The sequence below is a fragment of the [Empedobacter] haloabium genome (assembly GCA_008011715.2).
In the GTDB taxonomy this organism is placed as follows: domain Bacteria; phylum Pseudomonadota; class Gammaproteobacteria; order Burkholderiales; family Burkholderiaceae_D; genus Rugamonas; species Rugamonas haloabia.
Genome location: CP136508.1, coordinates 3,484,066 through 3,499,994, shown reverse-complemented (window position 1 = coordinate 3,499,994; position 15,929 = coordinate 3,484,066). Strand labels below are relative to the sequence as shown.

Here is a 15,929-nt window from a genome sequence, read left to right as displayed (position 1 = left end):
GCGCCCACCTAGAATAAAAAAACACATTCGAAACAGGAATGGCCGGTGCGCGAAGTTGCTCGAAGTTGTTCGAAGTTGCTTTATGCGTTCATGGCATATCGTTGCTGCCGGTCCGATGAATATTGCATGCTCAACCGATGAGTTGCCGCAGTGAATGGCCAAGCATTTTGGTGCTTTGCCTGCCCCTGTTCGTCCATTATTGGTTTGCTGATTCGACTATTCGCCCCGTCATTCGCCAGCGCCATGCCTTGACAGGTAGCGGTGGCTGGGACAGGCGGCGGCGCGCCGCGTGCGGCGTCCCTGACTACGGGGTTGCATATGGATTTGCGCGTTGCCGTGCTGTCCCAACCAGGAGGGCGGGCAGTCAATGAGGATACTTGCGGGTACTGGGCCGGCCCGGGGTGCTGGATCGGTGTCGTCTCCGACGGTCTGGGCGGCCATGCGGGCGGTGAAGTGGCATCGCGGATTGCCGTGGAGGCGGCGCTGGACAGCTTTCGTCGCACGCCGCTGGTGACCGCAGCGGGTGTCGTCGGCGCCATGCGTGCCGCCAACGACGCTTTGCTGGCCGAGCAACAGCGCCGGCCCGAGCTTGCCAGCATGCGGGCCACGCTCGTCATCCTTGCGGTGGACACACACAATGCCAGAGCCACCTGGGCCCATGTCGGCGACACGCGCCTTTACTGCTTCCGGGCAAACGCAATCCTGCTGCGCACGCGCGACCACAGCGTCGTCCAGGCAATGGTCGATGCCGGCTACTTGACGCCGGAACAGTTGCGTGACTCGCCGCACCGGAATGCCCTGCTGAGTGCGCTGGGCGAAGCCGAGGCGCCGGTGCCACAGATCAGCGCACCGCTGCACGTGCGCGATGGCGACCGTTTCCTGCTATGCACGGATGGTTTCTGGGAATACACGCTCGAAGAAGACATGGAACGGAGCTTGGCGGCTGCCGGCGATCCGGACAGCTGGTTGCGCCAGCTTGAACAATTGGTACGGGCGCGCGGCCGTCCTGGCCAGGACAATTACTCGGCGCTGGCCGTCGCCTGCACCGATCCGAGCACGACAGTGCTGCGCTATTCCACTGCTAGGAGTGTCACATGAAACGAAACATGTTGATGGTAGCTTGCCTGCTGCTGGCGGCAGGGCCCGTGCCGGCGCAGGAAGCGCCGGTCCTGACCGAGGGCCAGGTCACGGAGAAGGCCCTGGTCGACGCGTTGGCGCCGGCGCGGGAAGTGCGTACCCGCAGCCTGCGGGTGCGGCGTGACGACGACCGGGGTGGCCAGGCGGCCAAGCCCGCCAGCGCATCGCTGCTGATTACTTTCGAGACCAACTCGGCGGCGCTGACGGCCGCGGCCCGCCAGTCGCTGGACGTGGTCGGTGCGGCCCTGTCCTCGGAAAAGCTGGCGGGGGCGCGCTTCGCCATCGAAGGCCATGCCGACCCGCGCGGCTTGCCGCAATCGAACTTGAAGCTGTCGCAGGCGCGCGCCGAGTCGGTGCGCGACTACCTGGTCGGCAATGGCAAGATCGATAGCGCGCGTATCGACGCGGTGGGCAAGGGCGACCGCGAGCTGATGAACCATGCCAACCCGGCGGCGCCGGAAAACCGGCGCGTGACGATCGTCAACCTGTCCAAGTAGCAAACCAGCGCGGCCGCGCCGGCAGTGCTAGTGCGCCACTTCCTCGATCGTGAAGGCGGTGGCGCCGTAGGCTGGCGAACAGGCGGCACCAGCGCAATCGGGTTGGCCGGCAAAGAGTGCCGTCTTGCCCGTATGGGCGCGCTGCAGCTCGGCTGCACGGGCGATCGGGAATTCGTTGAACATGTCGCTCGGCGTCAGCCCGGTGGCGTCGAACCGGCGTGGGACATCGGCCACCATGACGACCAGATGGTCGGTCCCCGGGGGGCCGCCAGCGTACAGGCTCCAGTGCTCCTTGCCAGGGCGTTTCCCAGGTAACTGCAGCGATTGCCCCGCGCGGATGGCATTGTCGCGATCGATAGCATTGGGAAACAGCAGCCAGAAGTTGCTGCGGTCGCTACCCACCATGTACAGATAGACATAACCGGCGTGCGATGACCGGACGGACAGCTTGAGACTGTCGCGCCCGATCCTGACGCTGGCATTTTCGACCTCGACGTCCACTTTGCGCCCCGGGTCGGCGCCGGCAACGATGGCGTCGAGTGCCGCCACCGGCTCGAACGGGGCCACGGGCGTGACGGCGCGCGGAGGCGATGGCTGTGCCGGCCGCGGCGGTGGCGGCGGCGTGACGGCGATCGTGGTGACGGGCGCGCCCCGCTCGAGGGCCCAGTAGCCCAGCCCGCCCGCCGCGATCACGAGCAGGCCGAGCGCGGCCATGACGCGCCGCTTGCCGGGCGCGGCGGCCGCTACCGGCGCCGACGGTGGCAGGGCGGCATCGGGCGTCGCGGCGGCGGGCCGTGCCGGCGCGCTCGCCGTGCCGTCGCTCGGCCCCAGCAGCGCGCGCATGGCGGCGACGTCCTGCGGGCGCTGCTCGGCCTTGACGGCGAGCGCGGCGTCGATTGCAGCCAGGAATGTTTGGCTGTAGCTCGCCGCATACCGCTGGGCCAGCGGAACGTACGGATCGGCAATGATCCGCCCGACCGCCGGGGGTGGCGGGTGGCCGTCGATCAGGTAATGGACAACCGCCGCCAGCGCGTACAGGTCGGTCCAGGGGCCCTGGCGCATGCCCGGCACCTCGGCATACTGTTCGATCGGCGCATAGCCTTGCTTGAGAATGACGGTAAAAGCCTGCGTCATGCCTTCGATGGCGCGCCGCGCCGCGCCGAAATCGAGCAGCAAAGGGCGGCAATCGTCCAGCATCATGATATTGTCGGGTGCGATATCGCGGTGATAACACTGCTCGGCGTGGATCAGCGCCAGCGCGTCGAGCAGTTGCGTTACCAGCTGGCGCAACCAGCCCTCGTCCGGCGGACTCGTCCGCGCCAGCATTGCCTCTTTCAGCGTGCGGCCGTGGTAGTAGGGCATCACCATGTAGGCAGTGCCGTTGGCTTCCCAGAACCGGTAGACCTTGACCAGCGCCGGATGGTCGAAATGGGCCAGCATGCGCGCCTCGTTGACGAAGCTGCGCAGCCCGGCCTGGAACAGGTCCGTATGCCGGGCCGAATTGACGTGCACGTTGTACTGCGAGCGCGAGGCCAGGGCCGAGGGCATGTATTCCTTCAAGGCCACGTCGCGGCCGAGCGAGCAGTCGTGCGCGCGGTAGACGATGCCGAAGCCGCCCACGCCCAGCAGGCCGACAATCTCGAACTCGCCGAGGCGGGACCCGGTCGGCAGCACATTGTCGGCGCCAGGCGCGGCCGACGCCGCGCCGGCGAGCGCCCCCGCCCGCGCGCTGGGCACCAATACCGTGTGCTCGTCGTTTTCCGGTTCGTTCATCCGCGCAGCGCTCCCGACGGGTGAGGCGACCGGCCGCGGCTGCTGACCGGGCCGGCACGGCAACCCGCAGACAGGCGGGGTGCGATCTAGACTAACATGCCTGGCCGCGATCGGCATCCCTCAATAACGAGGGCTGCATCAACAGGGTCGGGCCCCTCGTTGGATACGAACAGCAATAATCTTCTCAACTCCGGGAAAATATTTTTTCCCGCTGCATATAAGCTCGGCCATGCCGCCCGCCATCCGCCGTCATAGTGCGAGTTCACAGTCCGGATGCCGTCGATGTGACATTTGACTCAGCGTTAGCCGAAGGCGTCGCTGGCCTTAATGCCGAGCTGGTAATAGGTAGTAATGTGTCGACAAATGTCGGCAATTTGTAATTCGCCACAGTCTAAAAAAATTTTGAATATTTTCCCTGCTCGCGGCGGTATAGTTAAGCCGTGACGACGCAACGATCGCGATACCGAGGTAACCGGACTGAGTAATTATCTTGGCGATCCTGCTGGTATTTCTCGCACGTCTTTTATTATGAGAGCGGATTATCGACCCGCCCAGTGATCGAATCCACGATTCGAATTGAAGAGACGCATACTTATTGCTCCAGCCAGGCCGGCGACCGGCCAATGAACGGCTGCAAATCGGCCGGAATAAAACACGACCAACCTCGAATCAGCGGACGCGGGCGTATCGTTTGGATAGCGCCGATGCACTGGTTCGTCCATCGATCGAGCGGGGAGTATCGGCAAAATGGAAATGATCGATATCAGCGCATTGCAACAGGCGGTGGACGGCGCGGATACGTGCGGCCCGAACCTGGAATACGACCCCGCGTTCCAGGAACTCGAGCGCAACCTCGTCGGCAAGCCCGAGGTGCAATACGGCACGACCATCACCGCCGCGGTGCCGCCGGACTGGAAGACAGTGCGGCGCCAGGCAGTCGAACTGCTGGCGCGCACACGTGACTTGCGCGTTGCCGTCGCGCTGGCACGGGCCGTGCTGGCGCTGGACGGGCTGCCTGGCTTCGCGCGTGCCCTGCAGGCGATCGAAGCCATGCTGACGGCGCACTGGGACGGCGTACACCCGCAGCTCGATGCCGAGGACAACAACGATCCCACGCTGCGCATCAACAGCCTGGCGCCGCTGACCGACCCGGCAACGGTGCTGCGCGAATTGCACGACACCGCGTTCGTGCAGCTGCCGGGCCTCGGGCCGCTGTCGCTGCGCCAGCTCGAGTATGCGAACGGCGAAGTGCCGGTCCCGGCCGGTCAGGTGGCGCTGGCGCCGGCGTCGATCGAACAGGCCTTCGCGGCGGTGCCGCAGGAAGCCGTGCAAGGCGCGCTGGCGGCCGCGCGGCAGGCCCACGCCAGCGTGAGCGCGATCGAAACGCTGCTGGGCGAGCGGGTCGGCAATACGCAAGCGCCCAACCTGGCGCCGCTGCTGCGCTCGCTGGCGCGCATCGTGGCGGCGGTGCAGCCGCATGTGCAGCAGGAAACGGCGCCGGCGCAAGCCGAAGCGGCCGGACCGGCGTCCATGGCGGTGGCCGCGGCAGCGCCGGTGCAAGGGCTGTCGGGCGACATCCTCGACCGCGACGACGTGCTGCTGGCCATCGACAAGCTGCTGGCGTATTACCAGCGCCACGAGCCATCCAGCCCGGTGCCGCTGCTGCTCGAACGGGCGCGGCGGCTGGTACCGAAAACGTTCATGGAAGTCATCGAAGACCTGGCGCCGGATGGCGTCAGCCAGTTGCTCGTCATTCGCGGGCCGTTGCCGCAGCAGTAGCCAATCAACCATCAGGAGGGTCATCGTGGCCAAGGAAAGCAGTCAGAAGTTCATCGCCCGCAACCGCGCACCGCGGGTGCAGATCGAGTACGACGTCGAAGTCTATGGCGCCGAGAAAAAGGTGCAGCTGCCGTTCGTCATGGGCGTGCTGGCGGATTTGTCGGGCCAGCCGGCCGAACCGCTGGCGCCCGTCAGCGAGCGCAAATTCCTCGAGATCGACGTCGACAACTTCGACGAGCGCTTGAAGGCCATGAAACCGCGCGCGGCCGTGCAGGTGCCGAACACGCTGACGGGCGAAGGCAACCTGGCCGTCGACCTGACGTTCGAAAGCATGGACGACTTCTCGCCCGCCGCCATCGCGCGCAAGATCGAACCGCTGCGCAAGCTGCTCGAGGCGCGCGGCCAGCTGGCCAACCTGATGACCTATATGGATGGCAAGACCGGCGCTGAGGAACTGATCGCCCGGCTGCTGGCCGAGCCGGCGCTGATGCAGTCGCTGACGGCGGCACCGAAGCCCACCGAGTAAATACAGGGAGAACACCATGGCAGACGCAGCGGCGGCAGTACAGCAGGAAGGCAGCGTGCTGGAGGCAAGCGACTTCAGCGCCCTGTTGCAGAAGGAATTCAAGCCCCAGTCCGACAAGGCGCGCGAGTCGGTCGAAGTGGCGGTGCGCACGCTCGCGGAGCAGGCGCTGGCCGGCACCAGCCTGGTCTCGGGCGACGTGCTGGCCACGATCGAAAGCCTGATCGCGGCGCTGGACAAGAAGCTTACCGAACAGATTAACCTGATCCTGCACACGGAGCAGTTCCAGGCGGTGGAATCGGCCTGGCGCGGCCTGCACTACCTCGTCAACAACACCGAGACGGACGAGATGCTGAAGATCCGCGTGATGAACATCTCGAAGAACGACCTGGGCAAGACGCTGAAGAAGTTCAAGGGCACCGCCTGGGACCAGAGCCCGATCTTCAAGAAGATGTACGAACAGGAGTTCGGCCAGTTCGGCGGCGAGCCGTTCGGCTGCATCGTGGCCGACTACTACTTCGACAACAGCGCGCCGGATGTCGAGCTGCTGTCGTCGATGGCCAAGGTCGCCGCCGCGGCGCACGCGCCGTTCATCTCGGCGGCGGCGCCGGCCGTCATGCTGATGGATTCGTGGAACGAGCTGGCCAACCCGCGCGACCTGACCAAGATCTTCCAGACGCCGGAACATGCCGCCTGGCGCTCGTTCCGCGAGTCCGAGGATTCGCGCTATGTCGGCCTGGCGATGCCGCGCTACCTGGCGCGCCAGCCGTACGGCGCCAAGACGGACCCGGTCGCGGAATTCGATTTCGAGGAAGACACCAGCGCCCCCGGCAGCAAGAACTACACCTGGGCCAACGCCGCCTATGCGATGGCCGTCAACATCAACCGCTCGTTCAAGCTGTACGGCTGGTGCTCGCGCATCCGCGGCATCGAGTCGGGCGGCGCGGTGGAAGGCCTGCCCGTGCACACCTTCCCGACCGACGACGGCGGCGTGGACATGCAATGCCCGACCGAGATCGCGATCTCCGACCGGCGCGAAGCGGAGCTGGCCGCCAACGGCTTCATGCCGCTGGTGCACAAGAAGAACACCGACTTCGCCGCCTTCATCGGCGCCCAGTCGCTGCACAAGCCGGCCGAATACGACGACCCGGACGCCACCGCCAACGCCAACCTGGCCGCGCGCCTGCCGTACCTGTTCGCCACCTGCCGCTTTGCGCACTACCTGAAGTGCATCGTGCGCGACAAGATCGGCTCGTTCAAGGAGCGCGACGCGATGGAGCGCTGGCTGACGAACTGGATCATGCAGTACGTCGATGGCGACCCTGCCAACTCCAGCGAATTCTACAAGGCCAAGAAGCCGCTGGCGGCAGCCGAAGTCGTGCTCGAGGACGTCGAGGGCAATCCCGGCTACTACACCTCCAAGTTCTATCTGCGCCCTCACTACCAGCTGGAGGGATTGACCGTGTCGTTGCGGCTGGTGTCGAAGCTGCCTTCGATGAAGGCATGACGTAGCAGCGTTGTTTTCACTCACCGCCACGCGATAGCGCCGTGGCACAACCGGAGAAGCAAAATGGCCGTAGACATCTTTATCAATATGAGCAATGGCATCGAGGGCGAAACCACCGACAAGGTGCGCGCCGCGAACAAGGACATCGACGTGCTGGCCTGGAGCTGGGGCATGAGCCAGTCCGGCACGACCCACATGGGCGGCGGCGGCGGCTCCGGCAAGGCCAGTTTCCAGGACCTGTCGTTCACCAAGTACGTCGACACGGCGAGCAATGCGCTGATGTTCGCGCTGGCCAAGGGCACGCACATCGACAAGGCCGAACTGATCGTGCGCAAGTCGGGCGAAGGGCAGAAGCCCTACATCACCATCACGATGGAAGAGGTGATCGTCACATCCGTGTCCACGGGCGGCAGCGGCGGCGAAGACCGGCTGACGGAAAACGTCACGCTCAACTTTGCCAAGGTGAAGTTCGCCTACAAGCCGCAAAGCGAGAAAGGCATACTGGGTGCGGAGAAACCATTCACCTGGAATATCGCCGAAGCCGACGGCAACGTGTCCTGAAGGGCAAGGGTTCGTCGTTCGGCGGACCCTCACAAAAGACAGCAGAAAGGGCATCATGCAAGCACAACAGCTTATTCGCGACGGCGACCTGGCCGGCGCACTGCAAGTCCTGCAGCAGGCCGTACGCCAGGACAGCGCCGACGCGAAGCTGCGCACTTTCCTGTTCCAGCTGCTGGCCGTGATGGGCGACTGGCAGCGCGCGCTGACGCAACTGAACGTGGCCGGCGAACTCGATGCCGCCACCTTGCCGATGGTACAGACCTACCGCACCGCGATCCAATGCGAAGCCTTGCGCGCCGCCGTGTTCGCGGGCGAGCGCACGCCGCATATTTTCGGCGAGCCGCCGGACTGGATCGGCCTGCTGGTCGAGGCATTGCGCCTGGACCGTACCGCGCCAGAGCGGGCCGACACCTTGCGTGCGCAGGCATTCGACCTCGCCAGCGCATCGGCCGGCACCCTCGACGGCACCCCGTTCGACTGGCTCGCGGACGCGGACCAACGCCTCGGCCCCGTGCTGGAGGCGATCATCGACGGCCGCTACGGTTGGCTGCCGTTCATGCGCCTGGCCGCGCTCGACATCGAGCCCCCGGCCGACCTGCGCGATGCCGTGTGGGTGCCCGCCACCTTCACCTTTGCCAGCGGCGCCCAGACGGCTGGGCTGATCCCGGTGCGGTACGCGGGCACGGTCGAGGAGGGCGACGACGCGCTGAAGCTGGCCCGCCGCACGGAATGGAACGGACCGCGCGGCCTGGGCCAGCGCATGTTCGCCACCGATGCCGGCGAGCACGCGCTGCTGGACACCCGCAGCATCGTACTGGAAGGTGCCGGGGAGAGCGGCAATGGCTGAACTGGCCGCGCGCGAGCGCCTGCAGCCATCGCTGCTGGACCGCCTGACCGATCATGAGCCGGAGGCGCCGGTGGAGTCGCGCGAACGGCGGGTGCTGTCGGCGCGGGCCTTGCGCGAGGGCGTGCTGCGCGACCTCGGCTGGCTGCTCAACGCGACCAACCTGCTGTCGGTCACGGATGCGCCGGCGCTGCCGTACGTGGCCGGCTCCGTCCTCAACTATGGTCTGCCGGACCTGTCGGGCGCCCCGCTGGCCAGCATGAACCTGGCGGACGTGGAGCGGGCCATCCGCCAGGCGATCTGGGATTTCGAGCCGCGCCTGAACCGCTCCTCCGTGACCGTGCGGGCAATGCCATCGGACAGCATCGCCAAGGTCGTGTTCGAGATCCAGGGCGACCTGTGGGCCCAGCCCTATCCCGAGCGGCTGTACCTGCGCACGGAGCTCGACCTGGACGTGGCCAGCGTCAGCGTGACCGAGCATGCCGGGGGCACGCCATGACCTCGCCGCGCTTCCTGCAATACTACAGCCAGGAGCTGCAGCACCTGCGCGAGATGGGCGGGGAATTCGCCGCGCGCTATCCGAAGGTCGCGGGCCGGCTGGGCCTGGAAGGTTTCGAGTGCGCCGATCCCTACGTGGAACGGCTGCTGGAAGGCTTCTCGTTCCTGACCGCGCGCGTGCAGATGAAGATCGACGCCGAATTCCCCCGCTTCACCCAGCACTTGTGCGAGCTGGTCTATCCGCACTTCCTGGCGCCGACGCCGTCCATGGCCGTGGTGCAGTGCCAGCCCGACCTGTCCAGTCCAGCCTTGCAAAAGGGGTTCGAGATCCCGGCCGGTACGGCAATGCGCAGCCTGCTGGGCCGGGATGACACCACGGCGTGCGAGTACCGCAGCGCCCATGCCGTGACCCTGTGGCCGATCGAGCTGGCCGAGGCGAAGTTCTTCACGTGTGCCGGCCGCATCGATGGCCTCGACACGGCGCTGCCGGCCGAGGTCAAGGCGGCGCTGCGCCTGCGCCTGCGCACCACCCACGGCGCGCCGTTCGCGACGCTGCCGCTGGATCGCCTGGCGCTGCACCTGCGCGGCGGCGATGCGCTGCCGGCCCAGATCCACGAACGCCTGCTGGCCAGTGTCGTGGGCGTGCTCGTCATGCCAGCCTCGCGCCCCGCCAACTGGCACCGGCTGCTGCCGCGCAGCGCGCTGCGGCCGGCGGGGTTCGACGAGTCCGAGGCGCTGGTGCCCGGCGCGGGGCGCAGCTTCCAGGGCTACCGGCTGCTGCAGGAATATTTCGCGTTCGCGCCCCGCTTCCTGTTCCTCGACCTGCTCGGACTGCGCGCGGCGCTCGCAAGCTGCGCCGAGCCGGAACTGGAAATCGTCGTCCTGCTCGACCAGGGCGACGCCCGGCTGGAGCAGATGGTCGACACCAGTCACTTCGCGCTGCACTGCACGCCCGTCGTCAACCTGTTCCCACGCCGGGCCGACCGCATCGACCTTTCCGGCGACCAGTTCGAACATCACGTGCTGGTGGACCGCACACGGCCGCTGGACTTCGAGGTGCACAGCATCGCCAGCGTGACCGGTTACGGCAGCGGCGCCGACGGCGAACAGGCCTTCACGCCGCTGTACGGCGCGGCCGACCTGGGCGGGCCGCGCGGCGCGTACTACCAGGTCCGGCGCGAAGCGCGGCTGCTGTCGCAGCGCCAGCGCGAGCGCGGCCCCCGCTCCTCGTATATCGGCAGCGAGACCTACATCACGCTGGTGGACGCGGCCGAGGCACCTTACCGTCACGACCTGCGCCAGCTGGGCGTGACGGTGTGGTGCAGCAACCGCGACCTGCCGCTGTCGATGCCGCTGGGCGTGGGCAATACCGATTTCGCGCTCGACCTGGGCGCGCCCGTGCTGGCGGTGCGTGTCGTGGCCGGGCCGAGCCGGCCCATGCCGTCCTTCGCCGAGGGCGCCGTGGCGTGGCGGCTGATCAACCAGCTGTCGCTGAACTACCTGTCGCTGGCCGACGCCGGCGCCGACGGCGCCGTGGCGCTGCGCGAGCTCCTGGCGCTGTACTGCCACAAGGACGACCCGGTGGCGCAGCGCCAGGTGGACGGCGTGCGTTCCGTGCAGGCCCGTGCCGTCACGCGGCGCATGCCGACGCCGGGACCGATCACGTTCGGCCGTGGGCTCGAAGTGACCGTCACCCTGGACGATGCGGCGTTCGAAGGCGCCGGCGCGTTCCTGCTGGGCGCGGTGTTGAGCCACTTCTTCCAGCAATACGTCGCCATCAACACGTTTGTCGAGACGGTGGTCAGGACGGTGGCGCGCGGCACCATCATGCGCTGGCCGGCACGGGAGGGCGTATGCGCGATCCTGTAGACGTCGAGCGCCAGCTGCTCGAACGGGCCGGGCGGATGGACTTCTTCCAGGCGCTGCGGCTGCTGGAAAACGCCTATCCGCACCAGCCCCGCATCGGCACCGCGCTGCGGCCGCGCGACGAGGCGGTACGCTTCGGCCAGGATCCCTCGCTGCTGTTCGAACCGGGCGCGCTGCGCTCGTTCGCGCCGGCTGGCGCGCGCGGCAAGGCGCGCCTGAGCGTGAATTTCCTGGGTCTCACGGGACCGAACGGGCCGCTGCCGTTGCATCTCACCGAGTACGCCCGCGAACGCGCCCGCCACCATGGCGACGGCACGATGGCGGCCTTCCTCGATATTTTCCATCACCGGGTACTGGCGCTGTTCTACCGCGCCCGCGCCAGCGCCGAGCCGGCGATCAGCCTGGACCGCCCCGCCAGCGACCGCTTCGGCGACTACGTGGGCAGCCTGTGCGGCATCGGTACCGCCGCGCTGCGCGAACGGGACGCCATCGGCGACTTCGCCAAGCTGCATTTCGCCGGGCTGCTGGCCAACGGCAAGCGCCCGGCGGCCGGCCTGGCCACCATCCTGCGCGCCTACTACGGCCTGCCGGTGCGGCTGGAGCAGTTTGCCGGCCACTGGCTGCGCATCCCGCCGCCGCAGTGCACGCGGATCGGTGGCGAGGAGCGCGGCAACCGGCTGGGCGGGTCGGCCGTGCTGGGGCGCGCCGTGTGGGACTGCCAGCACAGGTTCCGCCTGGTGTTCGGCCCGCTCGACTATGCCGACTACCTGCGCCTGCTGCCTGGGGCGCCCGGCATGTGCCGGCTGCGCGCGTGGGTACATCAGTACGCCGGGCTGGCGCTGGACTGGGAGGTCCGGCTGGTGCTGAAGAAGGAGCAGGTGCCGCGTCTGCAGCTCGGCGCGATGCGGCTGGGCTGGACCACTTATCTGGCCAGCGCGCCGGCGGCGCACGACGCCGATCGATTGACACTCCGGGGCGCCGCCGTCGCGGCCTGACCGGAACCACAGGAGAACAACATGGCCGATATCAGCCGGGTCGCATTGTTTGGCAAGCTCGATGCGTTGTGCTACCGCGCGATCGACAGCAGCACGGTATTTTGCAAGCTGCGCGGCAATCCCTATGTGGAGGTGGTCCACTGGGTGCACCAGATCCTGCAGCTGCAGGACTCCGACCTGCACCGCATCGTGCGCCACTACGAACTCGATGGCGCCGGGCTGGCGCGCGACCTGACGGCGGCGCTGGACCGGCTGCCACGCGGCGCCACCTCCGTCACCGACCTGTCCTCGCACGTCGAGGAGCTGGTCGAACGGGCCTGGGTGTACGGCACGCTGATGTTCGGCGAAGGCGCCGTGCGCAGCGGTCACCTGGTGGTGGCGGCACTGAAGACCGCCAACCTGCGCAATGCCCTGTTCGCGATCAGCCGCCAGTTCGAGCGCATCAAGCCGGACGACCTGTCCGAGCGCTTCGCCAGCCTGCTGAAGGAGTCGCCGGAAGCGCGCATGACGGCGAGCGACGGCTTCGTCACCGCCGCACCCGGCGAAGCCGCCGGTGCCGTGGCGCCGGCGGCGCTGGGCAAGCAGGAAGCGCTGCAAAAATATACGGTCGATCTGACCGAACAGGCGCGCGGCGGCAAGATGGACCCGATCGTCGGCCGCGACGACGAGATCCGCCAGATGGTCGACATCCTGATGCGGCGGCGCCAGAACAACCCGATCATGATCGGCGAGGCCGGCGTCGGCAAGACGGCCGTGGTGGAAGGCTTCGCGCAGCGCATCGCGCGCGGCGACGTGCCGCCGGCGCTGAAGGAGGTGCGCCTGCTGACGCTGGACGTGGGCCTGCTGCAGGCCGGCGCCAGCATGAAAGGCGAGTTCGAGCAGCGCCTGCGCGCCGTCATCGACGAGGTGCAGGCCAGCGAGAAGCCGATCATCCTGTTCATCGACGAGACCCATACGCTGGTGGGCGCCGGCGGGGCGGCCGGCACGGGCGACGCCGCCAACCTGCTGAAGCCGGCACTGGCGCGCGGCACCTTGCGCACCATCGGCGCGACCACCTTCGCTGAATACAAGAAGCATATCGAGAAGGACCCGGCGCTGACGCGGCGCTTCCAGAGCATCCAGGTCGATGAGCCGGACGAGGCGCGCGCCATCCTGATGATGCGCGGCGTGGCCTCGACGATGGAGGGGCATCACAAGGTGCAGATCCTGGACGAGGCGCTGGAGGCGGCCGTACGGCTGTCGCACCGCTACATTCCCGGCCGCCAGCTGCCGGATAAATCCGTCAGCCTGCTCGACACGGCCAGCGCGCGCGTGGCGGTCAGCCTGCATGCCACGCCGGCCGAGGTGGACGACAGCCGCAAGCGCATCGACGCGCTGACGACGGAGCTGGAGATCATCCGGCGCGAGGACGCGATCGGCATCGACACGGCCCGGCGCGCCAGCGCGGCGCAAATGGCGCTGGACGAGGAGCAGGGCCGGCTGGCGGCGCTGGAGGAGCGCTGGCAGGGCGAGCGCGCGCTGGTTGACGAATTGCTGGCACTGCGCGCCAGGCTGCGCGATGGCGGCAGGCCGGTCGACGGCACGGATGGCGACCATGAACGGGCCGGCTGGCGCGAACAGCTGCAGGGCATCCAGGGCAAGCTGGCGGCGCTGCAGGGCGAACAGCCGCTGGTGCTGGCCACGGTGGACTACCAGGCCGTCGCCGCCGTGGTCGGCGACTGGACCGGGATTCCGGTCGGCCGGATGGCCAAGAATGAGCTGGAAAACATCCTCAGCATCGGCACCGTGCTGGCGCAGCGGGTAGTGGGCCAGGACCATGCGATGGACATGATCGCCAGGCGCATCCAGACGTCGCGCGCGGGGCTGGACAATCCCGGCAAGCCGGTGGGCGTGTTCCTGCTGGCCGGTACCTCCGGCGTCGGCAAGACCGAGACGGCGCTGGCGCTGGCCGAGGCCCTGTACGGCGGCGAGCAGAACCTGATCACCATCAACATGAGCGAGTACCAGGAAGCGCACACGGTATCGACCCTGAAGGGCGCGCCACCGGGATACGTCGGCTATGGCGAAGGCGGCGTGCTCACCGAGGCGGTACGGCGTCGGCCCTACTCGGTGGTGCTGCTGGACGAGGTGGAAAAGGCCCACCCCGACGTGCACGAGATCTTCTACCAGGTGTTCGACAAGGGCTTCATGGAGGATGGCGAGGGCCGCTTCATCGATTTCAAGAACACGCTGATCATCCTCACCACCAATGCGGGGACGGACCTGATCGCGGGGCTGTGCAAGGACCCGGACCTGATGCCCGATCCGGAGGGCATGGCCAAGGCTTTGCGGCCGGCCTTGCTGAAGGTGTTCCCGCCGGCCCTGCTGGGACGCCTGGTGACGATTCCCTACTACCCGCTGTCGGACCAGATGCTGGGCCGGATCGTGCGGCTGCAGCTGGAGCGCGTCAAGCGGCGGGTCGAGGCGCGCTACGGCATCCCGTTCGAGTATGGCGACGATGTGGCACGGCTGGTGGTCTCGCGTTGCACCGAGAGCGAGTCGGGTGGGCGGATGATCGATGCGATATTGACCAACACGCTGTTGCCGGAGCTGAGCCGCAGGCTGCTCGCTGCCGGTGCGGCGGCGCAGGCAGTGCGTGCCATCGCGGTGCGCGCGCCCGGGCAAGCATTCGAGTACGAGCTGACATGAGCGCCCCACGCGGCGCGCCTGTTTCCGAAGCCGCAGCGCGGGCAGGAAGGATGAGGAGAGCGACATGACGACGTTTACGGTATTTTTTTGCGGGACGGGCGCCAGCCACGAGGACCATCAGAACCCGGCCTACATCGACGGTGAACTGATCGCCAAGCTGGCGCGCAATCATCCCGGGTTGGAGTTCGACGACTGGATCATCGTCGACGGTCCGGGCAGCGGCAACCTGCAGGAAGCGGACAAGTGGGTCAGGCCCGGTAACTACTGCAGCCCGATGGGGATCGGGTTCGGCTACGGCTGGGAAGAGAACGTGGCCCATGCGATCGCCGTCATCAAGAAGGATCCCAAGTGGTCCCGCAGGCGCTACACGAACAAGGACAAGAGGGCACTGGGCGGCCTGGTGGACGAAAGCAGCGTGCGCAGGATCACGCCGCAGGACTTGCAGGCGGCGCGCAAAAAGATCCTCGGCATTCCGCTGCCGACGGTAGTGAACCTGGTCGGCTGGAGTCGTGGCGCCGTGACCTGCCACATGATGGCCAATGCGATGGCGCAGGACGAGCAGCTGAAAGGCATCACGGTGAATATCTTCGCCATCGACCCCGTGCCCGGACCATTGCAGTTCCAGCCGCATCGGGTCGCGCTCGGCCCGAACGTGCAGGACTATTTCGGCGTCTTCGCGCGTGACGAAAGGTCGTTCGGCTTCACGCCGACGCTGCCGAAGTTGTCGGTGCGCGGCAGCTATCTCACCGTGATACTGCCGGGGCGCCATGGCACCCTCGTCGGCAATGCGCATGCGGATGGCCAGCGGCAGGGGCCGCAGACGTTCACGGCGCCGGGCCGGCTGGTGCGTCATTTCGCGGAACTGTTCTTGAACTGTCATGGGGTGACGATGACGAATTGCCTGAATTTGTCCAGCTACCAGCAGCTCAAGCTGTACGACGAAATGGTACTGCTGGACGCCGGTTACCAGGCGATGCAACAGCACAGCTATACGAAGCTGCCGGACAGCCTGGGCACGACGCGCCCGATCGCGCAGGGGCATGCCAGCACCAACACGCCATTGGCCAAGGTGACGGCGCTGGAATCTCCGGGCGGATTCATCAATACGCATCACGAGTACCTGTGGAACAGGGTGATCGGCGGCCGGGACTTCAGCAAATTGAGCCTGGAGCAAAAGAAGCTGCTCTCGTCCTTTCCATGCACGGCGCGGCGTGTCGTCACCAACAAGGCAGCACTATGAACAGCGCAGGCAGACCGGCGG

Annotated in this window: 13 protein-coding genes; 12 read left to right on the top strand and 1 reads right to left on the bottom strand. The window is 67.1% G+C overall.

Translation table 11 applies throughout. From position 1 onward, the window contains the following. The first annotated feature begins 318 nt into the window (after positions 1-318). Together E7V67_015210 and E7V67_015205 are read left to right on the top strand one after the other, a co-directional pair. Positions 319-1,098: a protein phosphatase 2C domain-containing protein gene (locus E7V67_015210; GenBank protein WUR11068.1), complete on the top strand. Its 780-nt coding sequence runs from the start codon at positions 319-321 to the stop codon at positions 1,096-1,098. Then, a complete protein-coding gene (locus E7V67_015205) occupies positions 1,095-1,634 on the top strand; it encodes an OmpA family protein (GenBank protein ID WUR11067.1) in 540 nt (179 codons plus the stop codon). Before E7V67_015210 ends, E7V67_015205 begins: the two co-directional genes overlap by 4 nt. A gap of 27 nt (positions 1,635-1,661) precedes the next feature. Here E7V67_015205 and E7V67_015200 read toward each other — a convergent pair whose 3' ends face one another. After that, a complete protein-coding gene (locus tag E7V67_015200) occupies positions 1,662-3,407 on the bottom strand; it encodes a serine/threonine-protein kinase (protein WUR11066.1) in 1,746 nt (581 codons plus the stop codon). 747 nt (positions 3,408-4,154) lie between these two features. Between E7V67_015200 and tssA the strand changes: the two genes are divergently transcribed. The 10 genes from tssA (at position 4,155) to E7V67_015150 (ending at position 15,908) form a co-directional block, all read left to right on the top strand. Further along, the gene (tssA, locus tag E7V67_015195) at positions 4,155-5,186 is read left to right on the top strand and encodes a type VI secretion system protein TssA (GenBank protein WUR11065.1); all 1,032 of its coding nucleotides are present in this window, start codon (positions 4,155-4,157) and stop codon (positions 5,184-5,186) included. Between the two features lie 25 nt (positions 5,187-5,211). Then, complete coding sequence (gene tssB / locus E7V67_015190; protein WUR11064.1) at positions 5,212-5,712, top strand: type VI secretion system contractile sheath small subunit; 501 nt, start codon at positions 5,212-5,214, stop codon at positions 5,710-5,712. 16 nt (positions 5,713-5,728) lie between these two features. Next, positions 5,729-7,216: a type VI secretion system contractile sheath large subunit gene (tssC, locus tag E7V67_015185; protein WUR11063.1), complete on the top strand. Its 1,488-nt coding sequence runs from the start codon at positions 5,729-5,731 to the stop codon at positions 7,214-7,216. A 63-nt stretch (positions 7,217-7,279) separates the two neighbouring features. Continuing rightward, entirely contained in the window at positions 7,280-7,777 is a 498-nt protein-coding gene (locus E7V67_015180) for a type VI secretion system tube protein Hcp (protein ID WUR11062.1), read from the top strand. Between the two features lie 55 nt (positions 7,778-7,832). Next, complete coding sequence (locus E7V67_015175) at positions 7,833-8,624, top strand: type VI secretion system accessory protein TagJ (protein ID WUR11061.1); 792 nt, start codon at positions 7,833-7,835, stop codon at positions 8,622-8,624. Next, the gene (gene tssE, locus E7V67_015170; GenBank protein ID WUR11060.1) at positions 8,617-9,120 is read left to right on the top strand and encodes a type VI secretion system baseplate subunit TssE; all 504 of its coding nucleotides are present in this window, start codon (positions 8,617-8,619) and stop codon (positions 9,118-9,120) included. The genes E7V67_015175 and tssE overlap by 8 nt, the downstream gene beginning before the upstream one ends. Beyond that, positions 9,117-10,988 carry a type VI secretion system baseplate subunit TssF gene (tssF, locus tag E7V67_015165; GenBank protein ID WUR11059.1) on the top strand — a complete coding sequence of 624 codons (1,872 nt, stop codon included), beginning with the start codon at positions 9,117-9,119 and terminating at the stop codon, positions 10,986-10,988. Before tssE ends, tssF begins: the two co-directional genes overlap by 4 nt. After that, positions 10,973-11,980 carry a type VI secretion system baseplate subunit TssG gene (gene tssG, locus E7V67_015160; protein WUR11058.1) on the top strand — a complete coding sequence of 336 codons (1,008 nt, stop codon included), beginning with the start codon at positions 10,973-10,975 and terminating at the stop codon, positions 11,978-11,980. The genes tssF and tssG overlap by 16 nt, the downstream gene beginning before the upstream one ends. 21 nt (positions 11,981-12,001) lie before the next feature. Continuing rightward, positions 12,002-14,668 (top strand): type VI secretion system ATPase TssH, encoded by a 2,667-nt coding sequence (tssH, locus tag E7V67_015155; protein WUR11057.1) that lies wholly within the window; start codon positions 12,002-12,004, stop codon positions 14,666-14,668. A 64-nt stretch (positions 14,669-14,732) separates the two neighbouring features. Continuing rightward, positions 14,733-15,908, top strand: a complete 1,176-nt coding sequence (locus E7V67_015150) for a hypothetical protein (GenBank protein WUR11056.1) — start codon at positions 14,733-14,735, stop codon at positions 15,906-15,908. Positions 15,909-15,929 lie beyond the last annotated feature (21 nt).